This window comes from Pantoea sp. SGAir0180 (assembly GCF_043546245.1).
In genome coordinates, this window is the sequence record NZ_CP028071.1 from 1 (window position 1) to 23,667 (window position 23,667).

Consider the following 23,667-nt stretch of genomic DNA (forward strand, 5'->3'; position numbering starts at 1 on the left):
AGCGCATCGCCCTGTACTGATAAAGCGGTATCGGTGCCACCGCTAGTCCGGTGCTTCATCATCTTAATGAAACTGTCGGGAAAGCAGGCGTATCGCTTCCTGACACGCTTTCTTTTCAAGCTGCTCTGTGCTCTGTTCACTGTATTATGCAGTGAACTGACAATATCCTGAAGATGGAGCTCGCCATCGGGTTTAAGCAAACGCGCAACTATCGTACCAATAATGGAATAGATGTCTTGCATGGCGGTGTCATCACTCATTCGACCTCCGTCAGCGAAAACGTGCCTTTATTAATCAGCGCGTCGGTTATGTGAATACCTTTCAAGGCGCTTACTCGTGCAAAGCGTTTTTCAGAAAGTAGGGTGAGCCGCTGCCTGGCAGCGACTTAATGAAGGTGATGGATACTGAGATCACCGAGTTCTGTCGTTTGCGATTCAGCCGGACGAGAAATCATCTCCGCACGGATTTCTTCAATGGCCCGCAATGCTGCGCGAATGCGTACCTCATCACTTTCGGTATCCAGAAGCTGTTGCAGCCGCTCAAGGAGAAGGCGCCAGGAAATTGCCGCATCCTCATTCAGTAGCTGCGTCACCATCTCTCCGATGATGATGTCCGTCATTTTTCGTCAAAAACGTTATTCATATACTCCCCGGAAGGCGGTTCTGAGACCGAAAGATTAGCACAGGTTTTTCCAGTGGGGGTTTGCTCAGCATCAAAATGAGACTGCACGGATGTGCAGGCGGCACTGCAATGGCACCGAAAACCTTTACTGGCTTTTTTTGCGGGCAACAGAATAAGTTTCTTTGAGCAATCATTCAATTGTACATTGACGTATTTTTCATCTTTGCCAAAGAAAGAGCCCGGGCAGTGCCGGGCTCTGGCGGTCATGCTGCTGCATCGCCGGTTAACTGAGCAGGCGGTCAGGCTGTACGAAACACAGAAACCATGTCGCGCAAATCACTGGCCCGTTTTGCCAGTTCATCTGCGGATGACGCCGACTGCTCAACCAGTACTGCATTTTGCTGTGTCACCTGATCCATCTGGTTAACGGCAATATTAATTTGGCTTACGCCGCTGCTCTGCTCTTCAGACGATGATGAGATATCGCGAATCAGCTGAGAGGTTTGCTCTATGGCCTCAACGCTCTGCTTAACTTTGCTGCCCGCATCCTGCGCCAGCGTTAAGCCTTCATTCGACTGAACGACAGATTGCTCTATGAGACCTTTAATCTCTTTCGCGGCACCGGCTGAGCGCTGCGCCAGTGCGCGCACTTCGGCCGCTACTACGGCAAATCCTTTACCCAGTTCGCCGGCGCGAGCCGCTTCAACGGCGGCGTTAAGCGCCAGTATATTGGTCTGAAAGGCGATGCTGTCAATGACGGCGGTGATTTCCTCAATCTGGCTTGAGCTGCCACGAATCTTCTGCATTGTCGCCATGACAGCGTTCATCGCATCACCACTCATTAAGGCCGCATTAGTCGCCGATACGGCCATATCGGAGGCGTAACGTGTGTTATCGGCATTCTGTTTAATAATGGACGACAGTTGCTCCATACTGGCGGCGGTTTCAGCCAGCGAGGCGGCCTGTTCCTCCGTACGCGATGAGAGGTCGTTATTACCCATCGCAATTTCTTCCGACGAGTTGGCAATGGTTGACGCGTTATTTTTGATACTGGTCACTAACAGCGAAAGACGTAGCTGCATCTGCGCCAGGGCATTCAGCAGTTCGGCGATCTCATTATTGCCCGATACCGTTATTACGGTGGTTAGATCACCCGCTGCAACTTTACTGGCCACTGCCACCGCTCTTTTACAGGGCGCGTGACCGAACGACTAATCATAAACGCCACAAAGACTGCAATGAGTGCTAACACCAGTAATGCGGCCAGCAGGATATACTGCGAATGACGACGTTGATCGATTTGATCGTTGAGCGTGATTGCCAGTTGCTGGCTGAGTTTGGTGCCAAGATCGTTATAGGCGTTAATCGCCTGGGTAAAGTCTTTTACGTAGTCCAGAGGCGTAATCTGCACGGTTTTCGTGATAAAGACGTTTTCCGCATCTTAAGCACGCTGGCCGAACGTTGATAGGCGTCCTGCGCCTGCGCGGCAAAGTCAGTTTTCAGTCCTGGCTCTACGGTAAAGGCTTTATTCAGTACATTACTGAATTTCTCCAGTGCATTTCGGCCGCCTTCAAGTTGATATTCCATGGCGCCACGATAGGATTCGTCAGCTTTATCCCCCGCCGCAATGATGGACGTACCACTTGCCCGGATGCGCCCGAGCGTTTCGGTCAGCTCTGGCAGGCGGCCATAAATACTCATAATAAGTTGATAAGTATTCAGGTCGGCATCTAAAGAGAGACTATACAAATCAAGAATGTCTTGATTCGTGTCCAGCAGGTTTTGAATGAGTTGGGCATAATGCGTCAGGCTGCTCGACAGCGTTAACTTCCCCGTTAACACGTCCTGTTGTAGCTGTGACCATGCGGTCTGAACGTTTAAAAACGCTGAGTGGGTTGTGCGCTGGCATCATATTGACGCAATTCAGAGGCTATTTTTTCATACATTGCATCGATCTGAGAAGCCAGCGCTACGCGTGGTGCGTTATCCAGCTTATTTTGGGAAATAGCGATGGCGCTTTCCGCACGATGGCGCTGTATCAGGTTAAGTAATGTCAGGATATCTTTTTCGATCGGTACGCCCTGTAACTCTTGTGTTTTTACGTTAATCGCTTCATTACCCGTCTGAATAAATAGATAGGTAGGTAATATAAATAAAACCAGAGCAAAAATACCGAGGATAAAAAATTTTGTCGCAGGCCGAGTTTGTCGAGAATCTTTTTCATTACTTACGGTCCAGGTGGAGTGGTGTCTTTTGATAAAATCATCAAAATATAATTATGTTATGTTTTTACTGTAATAGAATGGAAATTTTTCGCTTATTATCAACGATCTGTTTGATTTAACGGCAGGGCGAGACCCATTTTTCACAGTGAAGACAGTATAGAGTGCATTCTTCTGTTTATCATGTTAAAGATTCACTAAATTTTCTTTTCAGTGTGGCTAAGCCAAATTATTTTTCTTTTTTAATTTTCATCTAATCATAAATAGGTATGTATGGGATGCTTGTTATAAAAAGCAGCCTCGCTCGCAAAGAATGAAAAAAAATTAAAGTTATCCTGAGGGTGACGATAATGGCGATCCTTATTTTTTAGTCAACAATAAAGTCTTACAGGGCTTTTACCGGGTAATATTCTGGTCAGATAATTAAAGCCATATGACTTACGATGAGTATCGCCACGTGCTCAATACGGTTAAACATACATTCCGCTTACTCCCGCAAGACGTTTCGAAGCTGAGATTGTGTTGCAATCTCTGTGCCGCGTTTTGTGTCGCTGCGTGCGTCATCGCCTGCGTGTTTTCCTGCGCTTAAGTATTGTTTACAGTGAAGAAGTGTACACGGTAAGGCACGCTCTGACGCCGCAGCGGCAAACGGCGAGTCTTCCCTGTTAACCAGATTGAATATTTTTCTTATCGCCCGAAAGTAACCAATACAATGTTTTATTCTCTTTTTCTAAATGAAATTCTTCTTTTAGTTTAAGATTTAATATTCGTCAAATTAATTTTGTTTTTATTTAAAAGCTATAATTATCATCATTATTATTTTTTTTGTTGAGGTTGTGTTAATTTTTACTGTGGATTTTTCTTTTTAACCGATATCTGTTTTCACCATAAGCAGGGAGTCCATAATGAAAATTTCAACGCGCCTGACGATGAGTTTTGGCCTTTTAATTACGCTGTTTATTATCTGCACCTCAGTGGCCTATACCGGTATGAATAATGCCGTAACGGCATGGATGAAGCCGTAAATGTCAAAATGAAGAAATACCGTGTGGGGATGGACATGTACGGTGGTTACGTGACATGGCCGTCATTGTGCGTAACCTTGCCTGATTAAGGATCCCGACCAAATGCAGCGAGAGTGGCAACGTATTGTCACGCAAAAAGCGAGCTATAAGAGAACCGTGAGCGTCTGGCTGCAATGGTTGCCAGGGATTCAACGCCAAAGGCCAGAGAGGCTTTGATAAGATAGTAAGTAGCGAGGGCCCGGTACTGGCGGCGCTGGAACATGCCGGCCAGCTTGGCTTACAAAATAAGCAGCAGGACGCGACGTCTTATCTGATAAAAACGGTTCGGCCATTGCAGGGCAATTACTTGAGTCGCTGAAAGAGATGACCAGCCTGCAAATGGAAGACAGTGAAAGTCCGTTGAAATCACCAGTCAAATGTGCGCCGGGCCACGCTGATTCTGTTGATTCTTGCCTCCTGTCGGTGGTCGTTTCCGTCGCAGCGGGGTATATGATTATACGCGTGCTGATGCGTCAGCTCGGTGGTGAACCTGCTCAGGCGCAGGCATTATCTGCGCGATTGCCGCGGCAATTTAACCGCACCGGTCACTTGCGTGCCAACGATTCAACCAGTCTGCTTGCTTCTCTGGCGAATATGCAGTCCAGTTTGCGGCGTCTGGTTAGCCAAATCAAAGAGACCGCCGGCTCCGTCGCTTCGGCATCCGATGAAATTGCTCAGGGCAATACTGAGCTGTCATCACGTACAGAACAGCAGGCTGCGGCCCTACAGGAAACGGCGGCCAGTATGGAGCAGCTCACCGCCACGGTGAAGAGCAATACGGCCAGTGCACAACACACGGCTACCGTTGCCCGCGAGGCTGCAACCCTGGCGCGCAGCGGCGAGTCCGAAGTCCAGCGCATGTCTCATACCATGAATGACATCGCCCTGAGCGCGACAAAAGTACGCGACATCACAGGCGTAATTGAGAGCATTGCGTTTCAGACCAATATTCTGGCGTTAAATGCGGCGGTTGAGGCAGCGCGGCGGGAGAGGGTGGGCGCGTTTTGCCGTCGTCGCTGGCGAGGTCAGAATCCTGGCACAGCGTAGCGCCACTGCCGCAAAAGAGATCAAGGAACTGATTGAACATGCGGTGGAACAGGTGGATAGCGGCGTTCATGTCGCCGCCGGAACCGGAGAAAGTATTCTGAAGGTCGTTGGCATGGTCAATGCACTGGCGGCGCAATGGATGAAATATCAATGGCTTCGTCAGAGCAGATGCAGGGGATCTCGCAGGTCAGCGTTGCCGTCAGTCAGATGGATGGGGTCACCAGAATAACGCGCGCTGGTTGAAGAATCCTCATCCGCCTCGCACTCCCTGTCAGAGCAGGCGCACACCTTACGCGGCATGGTTGAAGCATTTCAGGTTTGATCGCTTAACAGGGGCGGTAACGCCCTTTTTTATATCACAGAGTCTGGCTTGCCCAGCCTCACGACAGGACATCCCCGCGTCGCCAGGCAATCGGGCCTGTCACTGAATGGTCAGTACAACCCGGCCAATCAGTTTGATGTCATCAATCCACAATCAAAGGCCACGCCAATCCCGCTGACGTGGACTTTCCTGACCGGAATACGCGTCAGCGTTCTGACGCTGGCTGTGCCTTCAATTTCGACCAACCAGACGCCGTCATGCATATCTTCGAAGTCAGTATCGATGATGTATTGCGTGGTTTCGGCCAACAGTAAAAAAGCGTTGCGCGGTTCCTGCTTCAGGGGCGCATATAAGGCTTTATCCAGCATCACATAACCCGCATCCTCGATTTTTCCGCTGATTAGTCTTTTTCTAACCAGTGTCGGTGTGTCAGGTTTGCTTTCTGAGAACTTACTTCCTTTACCCGTAATCAACCATTGCAAGTCGCCCCCGTTTCCATAACGCACTGCAAAACGATATCTGACGGAAAAACATCACGTTTATAGCGTGCAGACAGGCTGCTTGCGGCAATTCCAAGGTGATCTGCAAGCTGCATTTTCATGGTAAAGCCATAGGCATCGACAACGCGATCCAGAGCTTCAGCGCTCGAGTTCGGAAATTTGAAATTAGTATAAACGCTCATTTTCATTGACACTTAGATTCAGACTAAGTATCCTCCGGTTTTAGTTAGCTTTTGATTGATGCAGCAGCAGCGGCTTTATCAGATAACGAAAGATTTTGCCTGATGAGGCCCATTTTTACAATCGTCATGCCGGAACCTTATCGCGTCGCTCACCTGTCTGCGTGTAACGGTCAGCACCGGTGAGATAAGGCAACAAGGGCGATTGTGTCGGTAAGCGCCGCGATTGCACGCAAGATGTGAGTGAAAGTGGTTTAACGCCTTGTCGTGCTGACACCGAGGCCAGTTGTCTTACCGTTTCGCTTAATGCTTAACAAAAGCCAGCGATGAGACAGGCGCGAATCCGTCATCAGGTACAGACACCATGATGTCAGTGACGGTGGCGACTGGTCAGTCAAACCCGATGCAAACTTTATCGGAGGAAAACAATGAGCCGCACCGTCCAGATAAAAAGCCCGCTATCCGCTTCGCATGCCGAAGCGCGTTTTGACAACGGCAGCAGCGAAAAGATGACCTTTGATGAATTTCGTCAGCGCTGGCGCTTGCTGCGCGACCGCAACCGTAACCCTGCGCTGCGGTACTTCAATCATCAAAATAACGATTTCAAATTCTGTGTTTTAACGCTGGTCAATCGTGACTGGCCCGGCAGTTTCAGGCAGGAAGATATTGGCAAACCTTTCGAGTGTTTCGATCAGTTACGTCGTGAACGCATCATCATGGCGATGAACAAGCTGGCGCGCTGGGGAAAGATATTGCCGCGACAGTTCTCAACGGCGGACTGCTTTTTGCCTGAATAAACCACCTAATCGTAACGCAATGACGTAAACCCGTCGGGCATGACTTTGCCCAAAATCTGGAGAGAAATGATGAACAGCGAAACCCATTCACTGAATGACGCCACAACCTTTACCCTCAATAAACTGCTTGATAACGAAAGAAAAGCCTGCGCACTGGCGGTCGCCAGACGGCTGAATGTTATGGCGGCGCATATTACGCGTCAGACATTAAACGGCATTGAGGCTGCGGAACTGCTGCGCAACGAAGCTGAACGTTATGAAAACGAATCAGGAGCGCTGCGCTGATGGCCGATACCATTGATGTCGCGCAGCAGCGCAGCGAAGAAATCCTGGCGCACAATATTGCCCAGGTCACGCAACGGCCCGTGGCAATCAGCGCTTCGTTTTGTGAAGAGTGTGATGCACTGATTCCCGAGGCGCGCCGTCGCGCCGTTCAGGGTGTCACCCGCTGCCTGTCCTGTCAGGAAGTCTGCGAGTTACGCACACGTCTTCACCACGGACAGGCGCGATGATGACTTTTGCTTACCCTGGGATGCCCCCGGCTGGCGATTGCCAGCCCGTATCCCACTTATGACCAGCAGCAACACCGCGATCGCCTGATTGCGGCGTGGCTGCATGGGCAGAAAACCTTAACGCCAGGCCAGGATGGTGCAACTGGACGTCCGGCGTCGCATGGCGTTACTTGAAAAGCAACAGGGCACAGCCCGGGCTAATGCGTACTTAGCAAAAACCTTTGTTGAGCGTACATTACCGCGTGTTGAGTCAGTCAACCAGCGCTACCAGTTGCATGCCATGCGTCCGGCATCGTGGCGCAACTGTCCCGAACGCTGTTGTGCCGCAAGGTGCAGCCAGAGCGGCCGGCACATTGTGGGAACTGATGAAGCGGTTTAACCGCCTGCCGGATATGTCCCGTGCTGATGTTGATTTACTCGCGGGCGATATTGCCAGCTTTATTCATGCAGAACTGGTGCAGTTGCATGCCAGCATCAGTGAGAGGACGGATTACCGTTATGTCCATCACCTCTACACAACCGCGGCTATCATCACCGTGAACTGGGACAAACGCCACCGCTCTGGGAAACGGTCAGTACTCGCTTCTTCTGTCCGACGAGGTTACCGCCGCCATCCTGCGTATGCAGGCAGAGAAATGGTGGAAAGGACAGTTGCGTCGTCTCAGCGCCTTCTGGCGAGAACATCTGCATATTGCCTTAGCCAACGTCAGCAAAAAGCGGTCACCTTATGCCAGCCCGATGGCGGTCGCGGAATGGAGGGAACAGCGTCGACGCACTCGTGACTTCCTGCAGAGTATGGATCTGGAAGATGAGGAGGGAACCGCATCAGCCTGATCGAAAAATATGACGGCAGTGTGGCCAATCCAGCCATTCGTCGTGCGGAACTCATGACACGCATTCGTGGCTTTGAAACCCTTTGTCAAAATATGGGCTTCCGGGCGGAGTTTTATACTTTAACCGCCCCGTCTCGCTATCACGCCACCTTGCAAACGGGCCACCGCAATGCGAAATGGAACGGGCCAGCCGGCGGACACGCAGCGCTATCTTTGCACGCTCTGGCAGCGAGTCCGTGCCAAACTGCATCGAAATAACATCAGTATTTTTGGTCTGCGCGTTGCTGAGCCTCATCACGATGGTACACCGCACTGGCACATGCTGATGTTTATGCGCCCTGAGGACGTCAGTCGGGTAAGTGAGATCCTGCGTGATTATGCCTGCCAGCAGGACAACGATGAGCTGAACAGCGCCCGCGCACGCAAAGCGCGTTTTCATGCGGAAGCCATTGATCCAGCAAAAGGCAGCGCGACAGGCTATATCGCTAAATACGTAGCAAAAAACATTGATGGCTATGCGCTCGAAGGCGAGCGGGATCATGAAAGCGGAAAGCCGCTGAAGGAAACGGCGATGGCCGTCTCGGCCTGGGCGGCCCGCTGGCGTATCCGCCAGTTTCAGTTTATTGGCGGTGCACCCGTCACGGTTTATCGCGAACTGCGCCGCCTGGCTGATCTGCAAAGCGCTCATGGTGCGGGCGAGGCGTTTGCTGCCGTACATGCTGCGGCTGATGCGGTCAATGGGCTGCGTACACCGATGCCCAGGGCGGCCCCTTCGTTAAACGTGACGCACTTACCGTGCGTGTCTGGTATCAGCCCGACGAAAATTGTAATGCCTTTGGCGAGGAAACGCAGTCGATTAAAGGCGTTTATGCCACGGCGACAGGGCCGGTGCGCCCGTGTTGACCCGGCTGAAAACATGGAAAGTTGTGCCTAAACGCGCTGAAGAAGAGGGCGGCCAAAAACCGCAGCCGGCGTTGCGGTCTTGGAGTTCTGTTAATAACTGTACGTCTCAGACATATCTTCTTTCTGATAGCGGGACATTATCTGCGGAGGCGCGGAATAAAGTCGGGTTCGGGAACGGTACAGGTCAGAAGCCTTTTCAGTGCCCACACACAACCCAGTCTGTCGCATTCTCCGGCACGGTTTTTAAGCCGGACAGCCGGACAGCGTTGACGGTGCCGCCGCGTTATCGTGACAGGCAGGCCTGGCCTGATCCGGACGAAAACAGGTGGGTTAAAAGGCCAGATTTTTAAACTATAAACAGTAAAAATCTATTGATTTTTCTTACGCTTCTGCAGGTCAGTGCCGCAGGTTTGTCTTAAGGAAGGTTAATAAAAGTTGATGCCTATCAACATGATATAATTTTTTACCAACTATCTTAAAACGCTTCCACAGTTAATCAATGCTATGATACTGTATGTATGTACAGTGTTTATTTTGGGGGAGGGAATTGTGGAAATGAATTACATGAGCGAGTTATGCTTGAGCGCGTTGAGCTTATCGCCAGGCTCACCAGTGAAGGGCCTGCGGCGAACGAGACAGGGAAATTGCGTTAAATTTGATTGCTGAACTCGCAGCTAACTACACCCTTTCCGATAACCGATTTTCCGTTGTCTTTTCGGCTACGCCTTTAAAAAAACCATGATGCCGGCGTTCTCACTGTAACGTCAGCGAGTTGTCCGTCGCCTGAGCCCACCCAAAGGATGATGTGGGTTCAGGCGCGGGCAGCGGTCCGGCAAACAGACCTTCACTTCGATCGGTCTTTAGCGTTCCTTTCTGTCATGTCAGGCCACAAAAAACGCCAGGCAGTTGTCACGTTCCTTTCCCGTTTCACTGCTTCATCCGGCCGCAGACGCTCATCGTTAAAACACGCACTTTTCTTTCCCGTTTCGCTGCCTCTTCCGCCTGCGGATCATCACGGCTAAAACACGCACCTTCCTTTCCCGTTTTATTGCCTCTTCCGGTCGTTGAACCTCATCGTTAAAACGCGCGCTTTTCTTCCTTCCTGCCGTTTTTTTAGCCGGATTCATCCCATTTTTACTGCTTTGCCCGCTCACTGTTGAGCGGGCGCTCCCGCGTTGAGCAATGCGCTGCTGAAGCAGACACTACTCCTGTCGCGCGCTGGCAACGCAGGCCGCGCTGAGCACATGCCCCCTGTTTACCGCATGGCCTGAGCTTTATGAAACCTGCTTTTGCGACAGGAGATATGGCCTGGCGATGCGGTGCGGTAATGCAGGCTACCGACAACATTTCGCCCAGCCAACCATGGTTTTTATGCTCATAAGGGGCCAATCAATGCTGATTTATGCACGACAGGAAGAAACGGTTGATGAGATTTGCTGGCGTTATTACGGACGCACGCAGCAGGCGGTTGAACAGGTTTATGCCGCCAATCCTGGCCTGGCAGAAAAAGGCCCAACCTTACCGCACGGATGCAAAGTGGTCTTACCAGATCTGCCCCAAGCGGCTACTGGTGAGACGCTCAATCTGTGGGATTAGTGCCAATGGAAAAAATCAGTTCTCTGATTAATTACCTCATCGGGATTGTCCTGATGTGGTTTGGACGTCACACACCACAGGATATCGCTTTTATGGTGGGCTCTGGCGTTGCTGTGTTAACGATGTGCATCAATGTCGCAACCTTTTTTATCAACTGGTATTACCGCCGCAAAACCTACGAGCTGCAGCAGCGCAACGTTAAGGGGCTGAATTTTGAGCCAGATCGCTAAGCGATGTGCCGTCGTCGCCGTGCTGGCCATGGCCGCACTGTTACCGCAAATCAAGATGCTAAAAACCTCCGAAGCCGGACTCAGGCTGATTGCTGATGCCGAAGGGTGCCGCACGTCACCTTATCAGTGCAGCGCCGGCGTCTGGACTAATGGCATTGGCCATACGCAGGGCGTTACGCCTGCCAGCGTGGTGAACGAGCGCCAGGCGGCAGTCAACCTGGTTTATGACGTCATGCGCGTTGAGCGCGCATTGATCAGTGCATGACACGTGACATGCCTCCGAGGTCTACGACGCGGTGGTGTCCTTTGGCTTTAACGTCGGCGTACATGCCGCCTGTAACTCCACGCTGGCGGGCTTCATTAACCGTGGCCGCTGGCGCGATGCCTGCCTGCAGCTCAGACGCTGGGTCTATGTCAAAGGGACGTATAACGCCGGGCTGGATAACCGTCGCCAGCGTGAAATGGCCTGGTGCCTGAAGGGGGCTGGATGATGCGACTGATGGTGTTTGCGATCGTGACGTTACTTGCAGCACTGGGGGCCGGCGGCTGGCGTCTCAGCGTCATCGAGGCGCGGCTGGACAAGGCACAGCACAAGGCCGCGGCGCTGGCCGCCGACCTGAGCAACCGGGAGAAGGCCATCGATCAACTCAACCGGACAGTCAGGCCAGCCGAAAACGTGAGGCCGAACTGCGGCTACAGCAAAACCAGGCCAGCGCTCAGGCGCTGAACCGCGAAACGACAATCAGAAGAGAAACCGATGCGAATCCCGCTTTACGTGCCTGGAGTGCGACTGCTTTGCCTGCTGACGTTATCCGGCTGCACAGCCGTCCCGCCTTCAGCAATGCCCGAGATTATCTGGACTGGCTGTCCACGCGTGACCAGTTGCCCCATCCCGGAGAACCACCTGCAAACGCAGGGTGATTTGGCGGCAGATAACCGCCAGTTAGAGGCTGCGCTCGCATCGTGCGGGTTGCAGGTAGAGATGATTAAAGCGTGCCAGGAGCAGCATGATGTTGAAAGCAACCCAACTCCGTCAGGTGCTGATAAACAGCGTTCCGCTGCTACAGCAAAATCCTGACAACCTGACCATCGATATTCAGTCCGGCAGTCTGGTCTCCACCCTCGCCAGCTCGCTGTCGTTTGAATACCACTTTCAGCTGGCTGTCGTCATTACTCAGTATGCCGACGATATTGATCTGATCATGGTGCCCGTGCTGGCCTGGCTGCGGGAAAACCAGCCCGACATCATGGTGTCGGAGGAAAAACGCCGCACCGGCTTTACCTTCACGCTCGATGCCACGGGCGAGGGAAAGCACACCGTGACGGTCACGCTCCAGCTGACCGAACGTGTCTGGGTTGAGCAGCAGGAGGCGGATTACACATCACGCATCTGCCGGAACCTGCGCTGCCAGAAAACGATGCGCGGCCCTGGCAGTTGTATATCAAAGGCAAGCTGGTCAGCGAATGGAAGGCATAGCCACTGCCGCTGTTGCTGAGGCGCTGTTTAGTCATTTCTGAGTAAACGGCATTCGATTGCTGCTTTTCTCCTGCAACGTGAAACTACTGCCATGAACGAGCAAATATTAGAAATCAAGCGCTTGCTGCGCAATATGGTCCGCATCGGTACTGTCTCCGACGTCAATCTGGAGGCGGGCACCTGCCGTGTAAAGACCGGTGATAACACCACTGACTGGCTGCACTGGCTGACAGCCCGGGCGGGACGCACCCGTACCTGGAATGCCCTTCGGTTGGCGAGCAGGTGTTGATCATGAGCCTGGGCGGCGAGCTGAACAGCGGCTTTGTTTTGCCCGGTGTGTTTTCGGATGCCAGTCCGGCGCCATCGGCCTCTGCGGATGCGCTGCACTGCTCCTTTCCCGATGGGGCGGTAATTGAATATGAGCCCCAGACCGGCGCGCTGAAAGCGGAGGGGATCCAGACTGCCACTCTCAAGGCGACCGTTAAAATCCTGCTGGATACGCCCGAGGTGGAGTGCACAACGTTGCTCAAAACCGCCACGCTGGAAGTCACCCAGGGCGGCACGATGAAGGGCGACGTATCGCACAGCGGCGGCAGTTTCGCCTCCAATGGCAAAGTGCTGCATACGCATCAACATCCGGGCGACAGCGGTGGGACAACAGGAGCGCCATTATGACAACAGCACGCTATAGCGGTATGAGCCGCGAAACGGGGACGACGCTGGAAGAGCTGGATCACATCCGACAATCCGTGCGCGACATTTTGACCACGCCACTCGGGCGCGGGTAATGCGCCGTGATTATGGCTCGCTACTGTCGGCGCTGATTGACCAGCCGCAAAACGATACGCTGCGTCTGCAAATCATGTCGGCCTGTTATATGGCGCTGCTGCAGTGGGAGCCGCGCATCAGCCTGACCGGCATCAATTTTGAGTCTGCGTTTGACGGCGGGATGGTGGTGGAAATCACCGGCAACCGTGCGGATACCGCGCAGGATTTTTCGTTAACCGTCCCTGTGAGTTGAATCATGCCTACTATCGACCTGAGCCAGTTGCCTGCGCCAAATGTGGTGGAAACGCTGGACTATGAAACGCTGCTTGCGGAACGCAAGGCGACATTGATTTCGCTCTATCCTGCCGACCAGCAGGCGTCGGTTGCCCGCGTACTGGCGCTGGAGTCGGATCCGCTGGTGAAGCTCCTGCAGGAGAACGCGTACCGGGAAGTTATCCTGCGCCAGCGCGTTAACGAGGCGGCAAAGGCGGTGATGGTTGCCTGGGCCAACGGCGGCGATCTGGATCAACTGGGCGCGAATAACGGCGTGACGCGGCTGGTACTGACCCCTGCAGATCCCACCGCCACGCCGCCTGTTGAAGCCGTAATGGAGCGCGACGAAGATTTTCGTGCCCGCATTGCTGCCGCCTTCGAGGGGCTGAGTGTGGCAGGGCCATCGGTGCCTATGAGTTTCACGCGCGCAGTGCCGACGGACGCGTCGCCGATGCTTCCGCCATCAGTCCGTCTCCTGCCAGCGTCACCATCACTATTCTGTCACGTGAGGGCAACGGCGTGGCGGATAACGATCTGCTGGCAATCGTGGATGCCGCCTGAACGATGAAGATGTAAGGCCGGTCGCCGACCGCGTCACGGTTCAGTCGGCTCAGATTGTGGATTATCGCGTCGAGGCAACGCTGTACCTCTATCCCGGACCGGAAGCCGAACCTATTCGTGCCGCCTCAGAAGCAAAACTGCAGGCATTCGTGAACACCCAGGCACGTCTGGGCCGCGATATCCGTAAGTCTGCGCTTTACGCTGCCCTGCACGTCGAAGGCGTACAGCGCGTCGAACTGGCGCAGCCGACTGCGGATGTGGTGCTGGATAAAACCCAGGCGGCGTTCTGCACCGGTTATCAGATCACGGTAGGAGGTTCTGATGAGTAAACGCCTGCTGCCAACGGGCTCATCGACGCTGGAGGTAGTGGCGGCGGAAGCCTGCGCAACGCTGGAAACCATCCCTGCGCCGATGCGCATGTTGTGGAATGCCCAGACCTGCCCGGTTGAGCTGCTGCCTTATCTGGCCTGGGCCTGGTCAGTGGACCGTTGGGATTCAGGCTGGAGCGAAAGCACCAAGCGCAGCGTGGTTGCCGCATCGGAATACATCCATAAGCACAAGGGAACGATTGGATCGCTGCGCCGTGTGGTCGAGCCGCTTGGCTATCTGATCCGCTTTAAGGAATGGTGGGACACCAACGAAGCGCCGGGCACGTTCCGCCTGGACGTGGGCGTGCTGGAAACCGGTATCACCGAGGCCATGTACAACGAGCTGGAGCGATTAATTGCCGATGCCAAACCGGTCAGTCGTCACCTGACGGGGTTATCCATCAATCTGGACAGCACCGGCACCGTTCCTGTTGCGGCCGCCAGTTACAGTGGCGATGAGCTTACCGTTTATCCCTATACACCTGAAGTTATCACCGCAGGCGGTTCCGGTTACACCGGCGCAGCGGTCCATCTTATTGACCTGACGGAAGTGAGAGCATGACAACGAAATATTTTGCCATACTGACCAATCAGGGCGCGGCTAAGCTGGCCAATGCCGCGGCCTTGGGTACCCAACTGCAAATCACCCAAATGGCGGTGGGGGATGGCGGCGGCACTTTGCCCACGCCCGATCCTGCACAGACCAAACTGATCGGCGAAAAGCGACGCGCCGCGCTGAATTCACTGAAGGTGGATGCCGCGAACACCAGCCAGATTATTGCTGAGCAGATTATCCCTGAAGGCGAAGGTGGCTTCTGGATCCGCGAAATTGGCCTGTATGACGCCGATGGCGTTATGGTTGCGGTGGCAAACTGCGCTGAAACTTACAAGCCACAACTTCAGGAAGGCAGCGGCCGTACCCAGACCGTGCGCATGATTCTGATCGTGAACAGCACTAGTGCCGTCACATTAAAGATTGATCCTTCGGTGGTGCTGGCCACGCGCCAGTATGTGGATGACAAAGTCATCGAAGTGAAAGCCTATACCGACGATGTGATGAAAAAGCATGTCGATGCGGCAAACCCTCATAGCCAGTATTTGCAAACGGCTAAAGCACTGGCAGAGATTAAAGATGCAGGGCTGGTGGCGGAGGTTCTCAAAAACCTCGGTTTGGGCGAAGGCTCTGCTTTGCCGGTTGGTGTACCGGTTCCCTGGCCGTCGGAAAATCCGCCAACCGGGTGGTTGAAGTGTAATGGTGCTGCTTTTAGTGCCACCACATATCCGCTTCTGGCAAAAGTGTACCCGTCGCTTAAATTGCCCGATCTACGTGGAGAGTTTATTCGTGGCTGGGATGATGGAAGAAATGTCGATAATGGAAGAACTATCTTCTCTGCACAAGGAGATGAAATTCGTTCGCATAACCACAGATTTGTTAACGAATACGGAACCCCAACCCCGAATTTTATTGCATTTACTGATCAAAATAGCGAGTCAATGGAAATAATGGGACAAGCTGGTAATCGTTGTCATACATATATATTCATGGAAAACACTGGTGGAGCAGAGACACGACCACGCAACATTGCATTTAACTATATTTTGAGGGCTGCATAATGTTAAGAGCTCAGTTGGATAAAAATCTCATAGCTATTAACTCTGGGGAAGTTAGTGTTTATAATTATGACGGTATTTCACGTGAATATCTTTCAACTATCACTGAAACTCTTGCTAAAGGAGTAGGACTTCCTGCTAATTCATGTGTCGATGCTCCCTTAGAAAAAAAGAAGGCATGAAGGTTTGCAGAACTAAAGACCTTTCTGCATGGGAGTATATTAGCGATCATCGTGGTGAAACTGTCTACAACACTGAAACAGGAAAATCATTTATTATAACTGAACTGGGTGATAACCCAACCAATACAACTTCAAAAGTTCCAGCTTCAGAGTACTGTAAATGGATGGTGAAAACTGGGTCGAGGATTTATCGCTTAAACATGAAGCAGATAAAGAAATCGCGGAAAAACATCGAGAAGATATTTTAAACAATATCGATAAGACAATCTCCGATTGGAAGATTGAACTTTTGCTTGGTGACATTAGCGATAATGACAAAGCAAAACTATCAGACTGGATGGCATACAAGTCTGCAGTGAAAGCCGTCGATGTATCGACGGCACCTGAAGTTAACTGGCCGCAAAAACCGGAATAATTAAAGTTTTTCTCAAGAATGACAGATAGCGAGGGTCGCTATCTGTTAACTCAGCCTGAGTTAGGAGAATTTTTCACTTTTTGGACAGGGTAAAAACAGAAACCAACTTGTCCTTTAGGCCATTTAACACATTAGAATATAATAATTATTTTCCATTAAAATATTCTTCGGGTAGATTAATTTCAGTATCAAGTCACCGTCATCTTAAAAAAATGAATAATTTATCTTTCTAGAGTGAACGTGGTCAGAATTATTTTACACTAAAAAGTCAGCCGCTTTATTCTACGGAAAGATGTTCAACTAAAACTAAACTACCTGCAAATTGCAGAGGCATAAATATCCTTGCCTCTGTAATTCTTTCGATGTCAATTTCGAGCCGGAAGGATAAAGTGAAATGTTGCAGGAGCCGTCGATACATCGACGGCTTTTACTGGATTATCATATGCTATACAAGGTAATAGTTTTGATTTTTCATTACCGCTAATATCACAAAGGAAAGTTTCAATCTTTCAGTGTAATATAATGTCTTTAGTATTGTCCAATAACGCATCCTCAATGCTTGTCGACATTTAACATACAGGGGTTATACTTTTTTTAGCCACTCACTCAGCTTTCGCCATCTCTTAAAAAGAACTCTGGAAAAGGATTTATATAACTTATTACTTAGCTCTCACTATATAATTGAATGCTACGTTACGTGGTCTGATAGATATACCTTTCGATATTCCAGATTTTATAGTGGTAATAATGGTTGAATTCATACCATTGTCTGAAATCGCGCCTTCATAATTATTGGGGTTAGTTCCATCTGGCATTTTAAAGTCAGATTGCTGCATATCAAATAAGGAATCTTCATTTTTGAATCCTAGCCCGACTACACCATTAGCGCCCGTTGCGTCCTGATTATAGTAATCGAGCATCGCTGTTCTGAGGGTCGTAGACTGCTGCGATGTTAAGATCCCTCTTCCATTATCGATACCACGACCACCATCCCAGCCACGAATAAATTCCCCACGTAAATCTGGTAATTTAAGTGATGGATACGCTTTCGCCAGAAGCGGGTAATCAGCTGCGCTAAAAGTATCACCATTACAGGTCAACCAGCCTGATGGCGGTACTTCAGATGGCCAGGGAACCGGTACACCAACCGGCAAAGCAGAGCCTTCGCCCAAACCGAGGTTTCCGCGAAACAAACGCCTGGTCCCTGTAACCTGCGCAATGGCAAACTCCTCACTTTTTACCAGAGGAAAAACGATGCTGATTGGCTATGTCAGGGTGTCAACAAATGACCAAAATACCGATTTACAACGGAATGCCTTGCAGAGTGCAAATTGTGAACAGATTTTTGAGGATAAAATCAGCGGTAAGACCAGCGAGCGGCCTGGTTTAAAGCGGGCGCTGCGGATGTTAAAAGAAGGCGATACGCTCGTAGTGTGGAAGCTGGATCGGCTTGGCCGCAATATGCGCCACTTGGTCATGCTCACTGAGGAGCTGCGTGAACGCGGAGTCAATTTCCGTAGCCTGACAGACAGCATCGACACCAGCACGCCGATGGGGCGTTTTTTCTTTCACGTGATGGGTGCGCTGGCGGAGATGGAACGCGAATTAATCGTTGAACGCACACGAGCAGGGCTCACCGCTGCGCGTGAAAAAGGGCGCATCGGCGGCCGACGGCGCATTATGACGCCGGACGTCGTGGAGCGCGCAAACAGGATGCTGATGAACGGTGCCACGCGTTACCAGGTGGCGCTGGTGCTGGATATCTCTGTCAAAACGCTGTATCGCTATCTTCCTGCCAACGCCGCTAAATCCACCGATCACAATAGTAACTAACAGGAGTAAGCGATGTTATTTACCGTGCGCTTTTACGATCGTGCCGACCGCGCCAATATTCGCAAAACCCATATGGAAGCCCACCTGCAGTGGCTTGAGTGCGCGAAATCGAGCGTACTGATTGCGGGCTCCCCAGAGAGCATGCCACGGCCCATCCGGATGGCGCGTTATGGATTGTGGACGCCGCCTCTAAAGAAGCCGTGGAAGCCCTGCTGAAACAGGATCCATTCTGGCTGGAGGGATTGCGTCAAAACGTTGAGATTCGGCTCTGGAGCAGGGCTTTTGACCGTCCCGTCACCTTATAAATACACGCCGCTGTTTAGCCACGCGCCAGCAAACCGCAATCGCATGCATCCTTTCTGCTGACCTGACACTCTGAGCACACCCTCAACACGGAGTGCTACAGATGTCTGATTTTCATCACGGTGTCCGCGTCGTCGAAATTAATGACGGCACACGCACCATCTCGACTGTTTCAACCGCCATTGTTGGCATGATCTGCACCGCAGAAGATGCTGATGCAACGGCGTTCCCTCTTAACACACCTGTTCTGCTGACCAACGTGCAGGCGGCCATCGGCAAAGCCGGTACCCAGGGCACCCTGGCGGCCGCGCTGCAGGCGATTGCTGACCAGGCGAAGCCGGTAACTGTCGTGGTTCGCGTAGCAGAAGGCGCGAGTCAGGCGGAAACCACCTCTAACCTGATTGGCTCGACAGACGCGAACGGTAAATACACCGGCATGAAGGCGCTGCTCAGCGCGCAAACTCAGCTGGGTGTTAAGCCACGTATTCTGGGCGTGCCAGGGCTGGATTCGCTGGAAGTGGCGACCGCGCTGGCCAGCATTGCACAGCAGCTGCGTGGCTTTGCTTACGTGTCCGCCTGGAACAGCAAAACCATCTCTGATGCCATGAAGTACCGCGAAAACTTCAGCCAGCGTGAGCTGATGGTCATCTGGCCAGACTTTATTGCCTGGAATACCGCGACCAGCAAATCTGAAATGGCTTATGCCACCGCACGTGCGCTGGGCCTGCGCGCCAAAATTGACAACGATACGGGCTGGCATAAAACCCTGTCCAACGTGGGCGTCAATGGCGTAACCGGCATCTCTGCAGACGTTTTCTGGGATCTGCAACAGACTGGCACCGATGCCGATCTGCTGAATGAGAAGTGCGTCACCACGCTGATCCGTAAAGACGGCTTCCGTTTCTGGGGCAACCGTACCTGTAGCGACGATCCGCTTTTCGCGTTTGAGAACTACACCCGTTCAGCGCAGGTGCTGGCCGATACCATGGCGGAAGCGCACATGTGGGCCAACGATAAACCGCTGACGCCAGTACTGGTACGCGAAATCATCGCCGGCATCAATGCGAAGTTCCGTGAACTGGTCAGCGCTGGTTATCTGCTGGGTGCGAACTGCTGGTACGACGAAAGCGCGAACGATAAAGAGAGCCTGAAGGCGGGCAAACTGTTTATCGATTACGACTACACGCCGGTGCCCCCGCTGGAAGATCTGACGCTGCGTCAGCGCATCACTGATACCTATCTGGCGAACTTCGCCGCATCCGTAAACAGCTAAGGAGCCGGATAAATGGCACTGCCACGTAAACTCAAGGGGTTAAACCTCTTCAATGATTCAAACAGCTATCAGGGCATTGTAACCGCCGTTACGTTGCCGAAGCTGTCACGCAAGCTGGATACCTATCGCGCAGGCGGCATGAACGGCGCCGCGTTTATCGATAACGGCCTGGACGATGCGGCGCTCGATATGGAGTGGACGCTGGGCGGTATGGATGAGCTGGTACTCAGCCAGTGGGGCGCAACGGCCAACGTTCCGTTACGTTTTACCGGTTCTTATCAGCGCGATGACACCGGCGAAGAGATTGCCGTTGAAATCGAAGTGCGCGGTAAGCACCAGGCGTTTGACTTCGGTGAAGCCAAGCAGGGTGAAAACGCCGAAACCAAAGTCACCAGCAAAAATACCTATTTCAAACTGACCTGGAATGGCAAAGAGCTGATTGAAATCGACACCGTCAACATGGTGGAGAAGGTCAACGGCGTCGATCGTCTGGAACAGCGCCGTAAAAATCTCGGCCTGGTGTAATAACAAAGGCCAGCGCGTTCTGCGCTGGTCCCTCTTGATTGAGATGGAGAAAAAATGGAACAGCTGGATAAGCCGGAACAGAAAGACAACCTGGTGGTGCTGGAAAGCCCGATTTCACGCGGTGATGTAGTGATCGCCCAGATCGAGCTGGTCAAACCGAACGCCGGCGCACTGCGCGGTGTACGACTGGCCGAGCTGGCCTCGTCCGATGTGGATGCGCTGTTGATGGTGCTGCCCCGTATCACGATGCCTTCGCTGACCAAAGCGGAATGCAATGCGCTGGACCCGGTTGACCTGATTGCCCTGGGCGGCAAGGTGATTGGTTTTTTGTCAGCGAAATCGGCCACGTAAGCTGGCCCCGCGATATGACGGTCAATGATCTGATGGCCGATATTGCCAGCGTTTTTCACTGGCCCCCCTCAGAAATGTATCCCATGTCGCTGGAAGAGTTACTCGACTGGCGGCATAGAGTGATGATCCGCAGTGGAGTAACCTCAGATGAGTAACACGCTCAAGCTGCAAGTGCTGCTGGAAGCGGTTGATCGGGCGACGCGCCCGTTCAGTGCCGTGCGTAAAGAAACAGAAAAACTGTCTGCGGATATCCAGGAAACGCAGGACCACCTGGATGCGCTCAACGCTAAATCCGCGCAGATTGAAGGGTTCCGTGCGACGCGCAAAGAACTGACGCTGACCCAACAAAATCTCAAAAATACCCGGGCAGAAGCGGCAGCACTCGCCATTCAACTTAAAAACACCCAAAACCCCACCGCGGAACAAACGCAGGCGCTGGATAAGCTGCGTCAGTCGGCTAACGCGCTGCAGCAAAAAAATATTCAGCTGCGTCAGTCGGTACAGGAGCAACGCCAGGCGCTGAATGACGCCGGGATTTCCACGCGCCGGTTGAGCAGTGAGCGCCGGAAGCTGAATCAACAAGCCGAGCAGACGACATCCACCCTCAATGCGCAGGGTCAGTCCATGGATCGGCTGAATCAACGTCAGGACAAGCTCAACCGCATACGCGATCGCTACCGTGCCGGCATGGCGCTGGCAGATAACGTGCAAAGTGCCAGTTCGAAGGCCAAAGACTTTGTTGAAAAGGGCCGAAAAGTCATTGATTACCTGTCACCTGCAAATGAGGTTGTGCAAGCCCGCGCGGCGATTACGCAATCGGGTGGCTCATCGGGAGAGGCAAAAGCTGCAGCACCGGCAGTGGCTAACCTTGCAAACGCGACGCAACGTAGCATGCAAGAAAGCGCGTCTTTGGTGCTCAATATTAAAAACGCGTTCGGCATTGCAGATGACCAGGTTGGTCAGTTAGGCGACGTGCTCTCATCGACCTTTGCCAATAAAACCACCGATTTTACCGCGCTTAAGACGGCGATGGTCGCTGTAGGGCCAGCCGCGAAGGACGCCGGTGTAAGCGTCGGTCAGACCGCGGCCATGATGGGCGTGCTGGCGGAAAACGGCATGACGGGCAGCCAGGCCGGTGCTGGCGTCAGCGCCATGTTGACACATGTTCAGGCACCGGACGCCAGCGCAGACAGCGCACTGAAAGCGTTGAATGTGCAAACCGCTGACGAACAGGGCAACAACCAGCCCATTTTCGCGGTGCTCGGTCAGGTACAGGCGGCGTTTGAGAAAAATAAACTCGACGCAGCCCAACAAGCCGCTTATCTGCAGGCCATTTTTGGTGAACAGGGCGCGGCCCCTGCCGCAGTGCTGATGAAGGGCGCAGCCAGTGGCCGACTGGATCAGCTGTCTCAGGCGCCCGCTGCCCAGCCGCCAGCCGCAGACGCGTCGGTTGATACCAGCCTGCAGGCTATCACTCAGGATGGCTTGTCCGTACAGTCCGTCCTGACCGGCGTCATGAATATCAATCCTCAGCTCTCGGACAGCCTGCTGACGCTGGCGGCCGGTGGCTGACGTTGGTGGATTCCCTGGCCAGCGTGGGGAACATTGCCTGGCCCGTCATTAGCGGGCTGAGTACTATCATGGCGGGTGTGGAGCTGCTGGGCAGCGCGTTTGCCATCATCGGTGGCGCGATTACGGCCACGCTGGGGGCGATTACGCTACCGGTGGTCTTGCTTGGCGCGGCTATCGCGGCGGGTGCCATGTTGGTTTACCAGTACTGGGAACCGATTAGCACTTTTATCAGCGGCGTTGCTGAAGGTTTCAGCGCGGCGATGGGCCGATAAGCGACGCGTTCGCGCCGCTGAAGCCGGTATTTGACTGGTTCAGTAACAAAGTGTCTGAGCTGGGCGCATGGTTCTCGAAGCTGCTGGAACCCGTGAAGTTTTCTCAGCAGGAGCTGGCTTCAGCAGGGGAGATGGGGCAGCGCTTCGGCAACATGCTGGCGACAGCGCTGAAATTGCCTGGTGAAGCCCTTAACCAACTGCGGGGCGGCATTGACTGGGTGCTGGGCAAACTTGGCATCATCGATGAGAAATCTGACAAGGTGAAAGACAAGCTGCCACCGCCCAAAATGCGCGAGCAGGACGACGAGGATGAGGATAACGCGGATGCCCGTCCGGCCGCATCGCGCGCCAGCCTTAACAGCACGCTCAGTCAGCCTTTGCCTTCGGTTAACAATTCAAACGTGGATAACCGTCAGCACACCGTAACCAACAACATCTATGCGACAGGCGACCCCAGGCGATCGGACAGGCCGTTGCACAGTATTCCACGGCATCGCCGTGGTCCACGGCTGATAGCAGCTATAACTCCATGTTTAGCCGGATTAATTCACCATGATGATGATATTAGGCATGATGCCGTTTGTACGGCAAACCCTTCCCTTCGACAATCTGAAGCATGACGTGGGCTATCGCTGGGCGAAAAACAGTCGCGTGGGGCGACGTGAGTCGACCCAGTTTTTGGGTGCCGGTGACGATAAAATCACCCTGTCTGGCGAGCTCCGGCCTGAAATCACCGGCGGCAATGTCACGCTGCTGGCACTGAAGGCGATGGCCGATGAAGGCCTGGCGTGGCCGCTGATTGGCGGCAATGGCATTATTTACGGCATGTTTGTCGTCACAGATTTCTCGGCCACGCATACCGAATTCTACAGCGACGGCAGCGCGCGCAAGATAGGTTTTACCCTCAACCTGTTGCGGGTAGACGCTTCATTGACCAGCATGTTCGGCGACTTAAAAAGGCAGGCGGAAGAACTGCAAAACCGGGCCAGTGACGCAGCGCAACGGGTGGGTTCTGTCATCAACAGCGTTACCTCTGCGCTGAGCGGAGGGCGCTGAG

Annotated in this window: 25 protein-coding genes and 10 pseudogenes; 30 read left to right on the top strand and 5 right to left on the bottom strand. The window is 52.8% G+C overall.

Annotation, left to right across the window (positions count from 1 at the left end; genetic code table 11):
- From C1N58_RS00005 to C1N58_RS00015, 3 genes and pseudogenes are all read right to left on the bottom strand, one after another.
- The coding region (locus C1N58_RS00005) for a hypothetical protein (protein ID WP_394564465.1) at window positions 1-260 on the bottom strand (260 nt) is incomplete at its 3' end.
- Between the two features lie 125 nt (window positions 261-385).
- Complete coding sequence (locus tag C1N58_RS00010; RefSeq protein ID WP_394564466.1) at window positions 386-619, bottom strand: hypothetical protein; 234 nt, start codon at window positions 617-619, stop codon at window positions 386-388.
- Window positions 620-920: 301 nt separating this feature from the next.
- Window positions 921-2,845: pseudogene (locus C1N58_RS00015) on the bottom strand (methyl-accepting chemotaxis protein).
- Window positions 2,846-4,765: 1,920 nt separating this feature from the next.
- Between C1N58_RS00015 and C1N58_RS00020 the strand changes: the two are divergent.
- Window positions 4,766-5,183: pseudogene (locus C1N58_RS00020) on the top strand (methyl-accepting chemotaxis protein).
- A 192-nt stretch (window positions 5,184-5,375) separates the two neighbouring features.
- On the opposite strand, the pseudogene C1N58_RS00025 reads toward C1N58_RS00020, so the two are convergent.
- A pseudogene (locus C1N58_RS00025) lies at window positions 5,376-5,958 on the bottom strand (phage repressor protein CI).
- A 425-nt stretch (window positions 5,959-6,383) separates the two neighbouring features.
- Here C1N58_RS00025 and C1N58_RS00030 point away from each other — a divergent pair.
- From C1N58_RS00030 to C1N58_RS00120, 19 genes and pseudogenes are all read left to right on the top strand, one after another.
- A complete protein-coding gene (locus tag C1N58_RS00030; protein WP_394550278.1) occupies window positions 6,384-6,752 on the top strand; it encodes a hypothetical protein in 369 nt (122 codons plus the stop codon).
- Between the two features lie 66 nt (window positions 6,753-6,818).
- Window positions 6,819-7,037, top strand: a complete 219-nt coding sequence (locus tag C1N58_RS00035) for a DUF2732 family protein (protein WP_006118223.1) — start codon at window positions 6,819-6,821, stop codon at window positions 7,035-7,037.
- Entirely contained in the window at window positions 7,037-7,264 is a 228-nt protein-coding gene (locus C1N58_RS00040) for a TraR/DksA C4-type zinc finger protein (protein ID WP_394564449.1), read from the top strand. Before C1N58_RS00035 ends, C1N58_RS00040 begins: the two co-directional genes overlap by 1 nt.
- Before the next feature lie 6 nt (window positions 7,265-7,270).
- A complete protein-coding gene (locus C1N58_RS00045; protein ID WP_394564467.1) occupies window positions 7,271-7,438 on the top strand; it encodes a hypothetical protein in 168 nt (55 codons plus the stop codon).
- On the top strand, window positions 7,425-7,643 hold the full coding sequence (locus tag C1N58_RS00050; protein ID WP_394564468.1) for a hypothetical protein: 219 nt from the start codon (window positions 7,425-7,427) through the stop codon (window positions 7,641-7,643). The genes C1N58_RS00045 and C1N58_RS00050 overlap by 14 nt, the downstream gene beginning before the upstream one ends.
- 242 nt (window positions 7,644-7,885) lie before the next feature.
- Window positions 7,886-9,031: pseudogene (locus tag C1N58_RS00055) on the top strand (replication endonuclease).
- A 1,361-nt stretch (window positions 9,032-10,392) separates the two neighbouring features.
- A complete protein-coding gene (locus tag C1N58_RS00060; RefSeq protein ID WP_033739932.1) occupies window positions 10,393-10,596 on the top strand; it encodes a tail protein X in 204 nt (67 codons plus the stop codon).
- A gap of 5 nt (window positions 10,597-10,601) precedes the next feature.
- Window positions 10,602-10,826: an HP1 family phage holin gene (locus C1N58_RS00065; protein WP_033739930.1), complete on the top strand. Its 225-nt coding sequence runs from the start codon at window positions 10,602-10,604 to the stop codon at window positions 10,824-10,826.
- Window positions 10,810-11,317, top strand: a pseudogene (locus C1N58_RS00070) (lysozyme). Before C1N58_RS00065 ends, C1N58_RS00070 begins: the two are co-directional and overlap by 17 nt.
- Window positions 11,314-11,553, top strand: a complete 240-nt coding sequence (locus tag C1N58_RS00075) for a hypothetical protein (protein WP_394564469.1) — start codon at window positions 11,314-11,316, stop codon at window positions 11,551-11,553. The pseudogene C1N58_RS00070 and the gene C1N58_RS00075 overlap by 4 nt, the downstream one beginning before the upstream one ends.
- A gap of 30 nt (window positions 11,554-11,583) precedes the next feature.
- The gene (lysC, locus tag C1N58_RS00080) at window positions 11,584-11,904 is read left to right on the top strand and encodes an Rz1-like lysis system protein LysC (RefSeq protein ID WP_394564470.1); all 321 of its coding nucleotides are present in this window, start codon (window positions 11,584-11,586) and stop codon (window positions 11,902-11,904) included.
- A pseudogene (locus tag C1N58_RS00085) lies at window positions 11,834-12,303 on the top strand (phage tail protein). Before lysC ends, C1N58_RS00085 begins: the two are co-directional and overlap by 71 nt.
- A gap of 91 nt (window positions 12,304-12,394) precedes the next feature.
- Window positions 12,395-12,978: pseudogene (locus tag C1N58_RS00090) on the top strand (phage baseplate assembly protein V).
- Window positions 12,975-13,324, top strand: a pseudogene (locus tag C1N58_RS00095) (GPW/gp25 family protein). The pseudogenes C1N58_RS00090 and C1N58_RS00095 overlap by 4 nt, the downstream one beginning before the upstream one ends.
- Before the next feature lie 3 nt (window positions 13,325-13,327).
- Window positions 13,328-14,234, top strand: a pseudogene (locus tag C1N58_RS00100) (baseplate assembly protein).
- Window positions 14,227-14,835, top strand: a complete 609-nt coding sequence (locus C1N58_RS00105) for a phage tail protein I (RefSeq protein WP_394564471.1) — start codon at window positions 14,227-14,229, stop codon at window positions 14,833-14,835. Before C1N58_RS00100 ends, C1N58_RS00105 begins: the two are co-directional and overlap by 8 nt.
- Window positions 14,832-15,887: a phage tail protein gene (locus tag C1N58_RS00110; protein WP_394564472.1), complete on the top strand. Its 1,056-nt coding sequence runs from the start codon at window positions 14,832-14,834 to the stop codon at window positions 15,885-15,887. Before C1N58_RS00105 ends, C1N58_RS00110 begins: the two co-directional genes overlap by 4 nt.
- Window positions 15,887-16,066 carry a hypothetical protein gene (locus C1N58_RS00115; protein WP_394564473.1) on the top strand — a complete coding sequence of 60 codons (180 nt, stop codon included), beginning with the start codon at window positions 15,887-15,889 and terminating at the stop codon, window positions 16,064-16,066. The genes C1N58_RS00110 and C1N58_RS00115 overlap by 1 nt, the downstream gene beginning before the upstream one ends.
- A gap of 160 nt (window positions 16,067-16,226) precedes the next feature.
- On the top strand, window positions 16,227-16,481 hold the full coding sequence (locus C1N58_RS00120; RefSeq protein WP_394564474.1) for a tail fiber assembly protein: 255 nt from the start codon (window positions 16,227-16,229) through the stop codon (window positions 16,479-16,481).
- A 659-nt stretch (window positions 16,482-17,140) separates the two neighbouring features.
- On the opposite strand, the pseudogene C1N58_RS00125 reads toward C1N58_RS00120, so the two are convergent.
- Window positions 17,141-17,665, bottom strand: a pseudogene (locus C1N58_RS00125) (phage tail protein); the annotation flags it as partial.
- 70 nt (window positions 17,666-17,735) lie between these two features.
- Here C1N58_RS00125 and C1N58_RS00130 point away from each other — a divergent pair.
- The 10 genes from C1N58_RS00130 to C1N58_RS00175 all read left to right on the top strand — a co-directional run bounded on the left by C1N58_RS00130 (window position 17,736) and on the right by C1N58_RS00175 (window position 23,666).
- Window positions 17,736-18,314 carry a recombinase family protein gene (locus C1N58_RS00130; RefSeq protein WP_394564454.1) on the top strand — a complete coding sequence of 193 codons (579 nt, stop codon included), beginning with the start codon at window positions 17,736-17,738 and terminating at the stop codon, window positions 18,312-18,314.
- A gap of 98 nt (window positions 18,315-18,412) precedes the next feature.
- Window positions 18,413-18,619 (top strand): YciI family protein, encoded by a 207-nt coding sequence (locus C1N58_RS00135; RefSeq protein WP_394564475.1) that lies wholly within the window; start codon window positions 18,413-18,415, stop codon window positions 18,617-18,619.
- Between the two features lie 101 nt (window positions 18,620-18,720).
- Window positions 18,721-19,890: a phage tail sheath protein gene (locus C1N58_RS00140; RefSeq protein WP_039341968.1), complete on the top strand. Its 1,170-nt coding sequence runs from the start codon at window positions 18,721-18,723 to the stop codon at window positions 19,888-19,890.
- A gap of 12 nt (window positions 19,891-19,902) precedes the next feature.
- Complete coding sequence (locus C1N58_RS00145; protein WP_033739911.1) at window positions 19,903-20,415, top strand: phage major tail tube protein; 513 nt, start codon at window positions 19,903-19,905, stop codon at window positions 20,413-20,415.
- Between the two features lie 54 nt (window positions 20,416-20,469).
- Window positions 20,470-20,766: a phage tail assembly protein gene (locus tag C1N58_RS00150; RefSeq protein ID WP_375097014.1), complete on the top strand. Its 297-nt coding sequence runs from the start codon at window positions 20,470-20,472 to the stop codon at window positions 20,764-20,766.
- Between the two features lie 32 nt (window positions 20,767-20,798).
- Complete coding sequence (locus C1N58_RS00155; RefSeq protein WP_013027268.1) at window positions 20,799-20,921, top strand: GpE family phage tail protein; 123 nt, start codon at window positions 20,799-20,801, stop codon at window positions 20,919-20,921.
- Window positions 20,914-22,338: a phage tail tape measure protein gene (locus C1N58_RS00160; protein ID WP_394564476.1), complete on the top strand. Its 1,425-nt coding sequence runs from the start codon at window positions 20,914-20,916 to the stop codon at window positions 22,336-22,338. Before C1N58_RS00155 ends, C1N58_RS00160 begins: the two co-directional genes overlap by 8 nt.
- Window positions 22,339-22,340: 2 nt before the next feature.
- Complete coding sequence (locus C1N58_RS00165) at window positions 22,341-22,610, top strand: hypothetical protein (RefSeq protein ID WP_394564477.1); 270 nt, start codon at window positions 22,341-22,343, stop codon at window positions 22,608-22,610.
- Window positions 22,611-22,660: 50 nt separating this feature from the next.
- Window positions 22,661-23,230: a hypothetical protein gene (locus C1N58_RS00170; RefSeq protein WP_394564478.1), complete on the top strand. Its 570-nt coding sequence runs from the start codon at window positions 22,661-22,663 to the stop codon at window positions 23,228-23,230.
- Complete coding sequence (locus tag C1N58_RS00175; RefSeq protein ID WP_394564457.1) at window positions 23,163-23,666, top strand: phage tail protein; 504 nt, start codon at window positions 23,163-23,165, stop codon at window positions 23,664-23,666. Before C1N58_RS00170 ends, C1N58_RS00175 begins: the two co-directional genes overlap by 68 nt.
- The last annotated feature ends 1 nt before the right edge of the window (window position 23,667 follow it).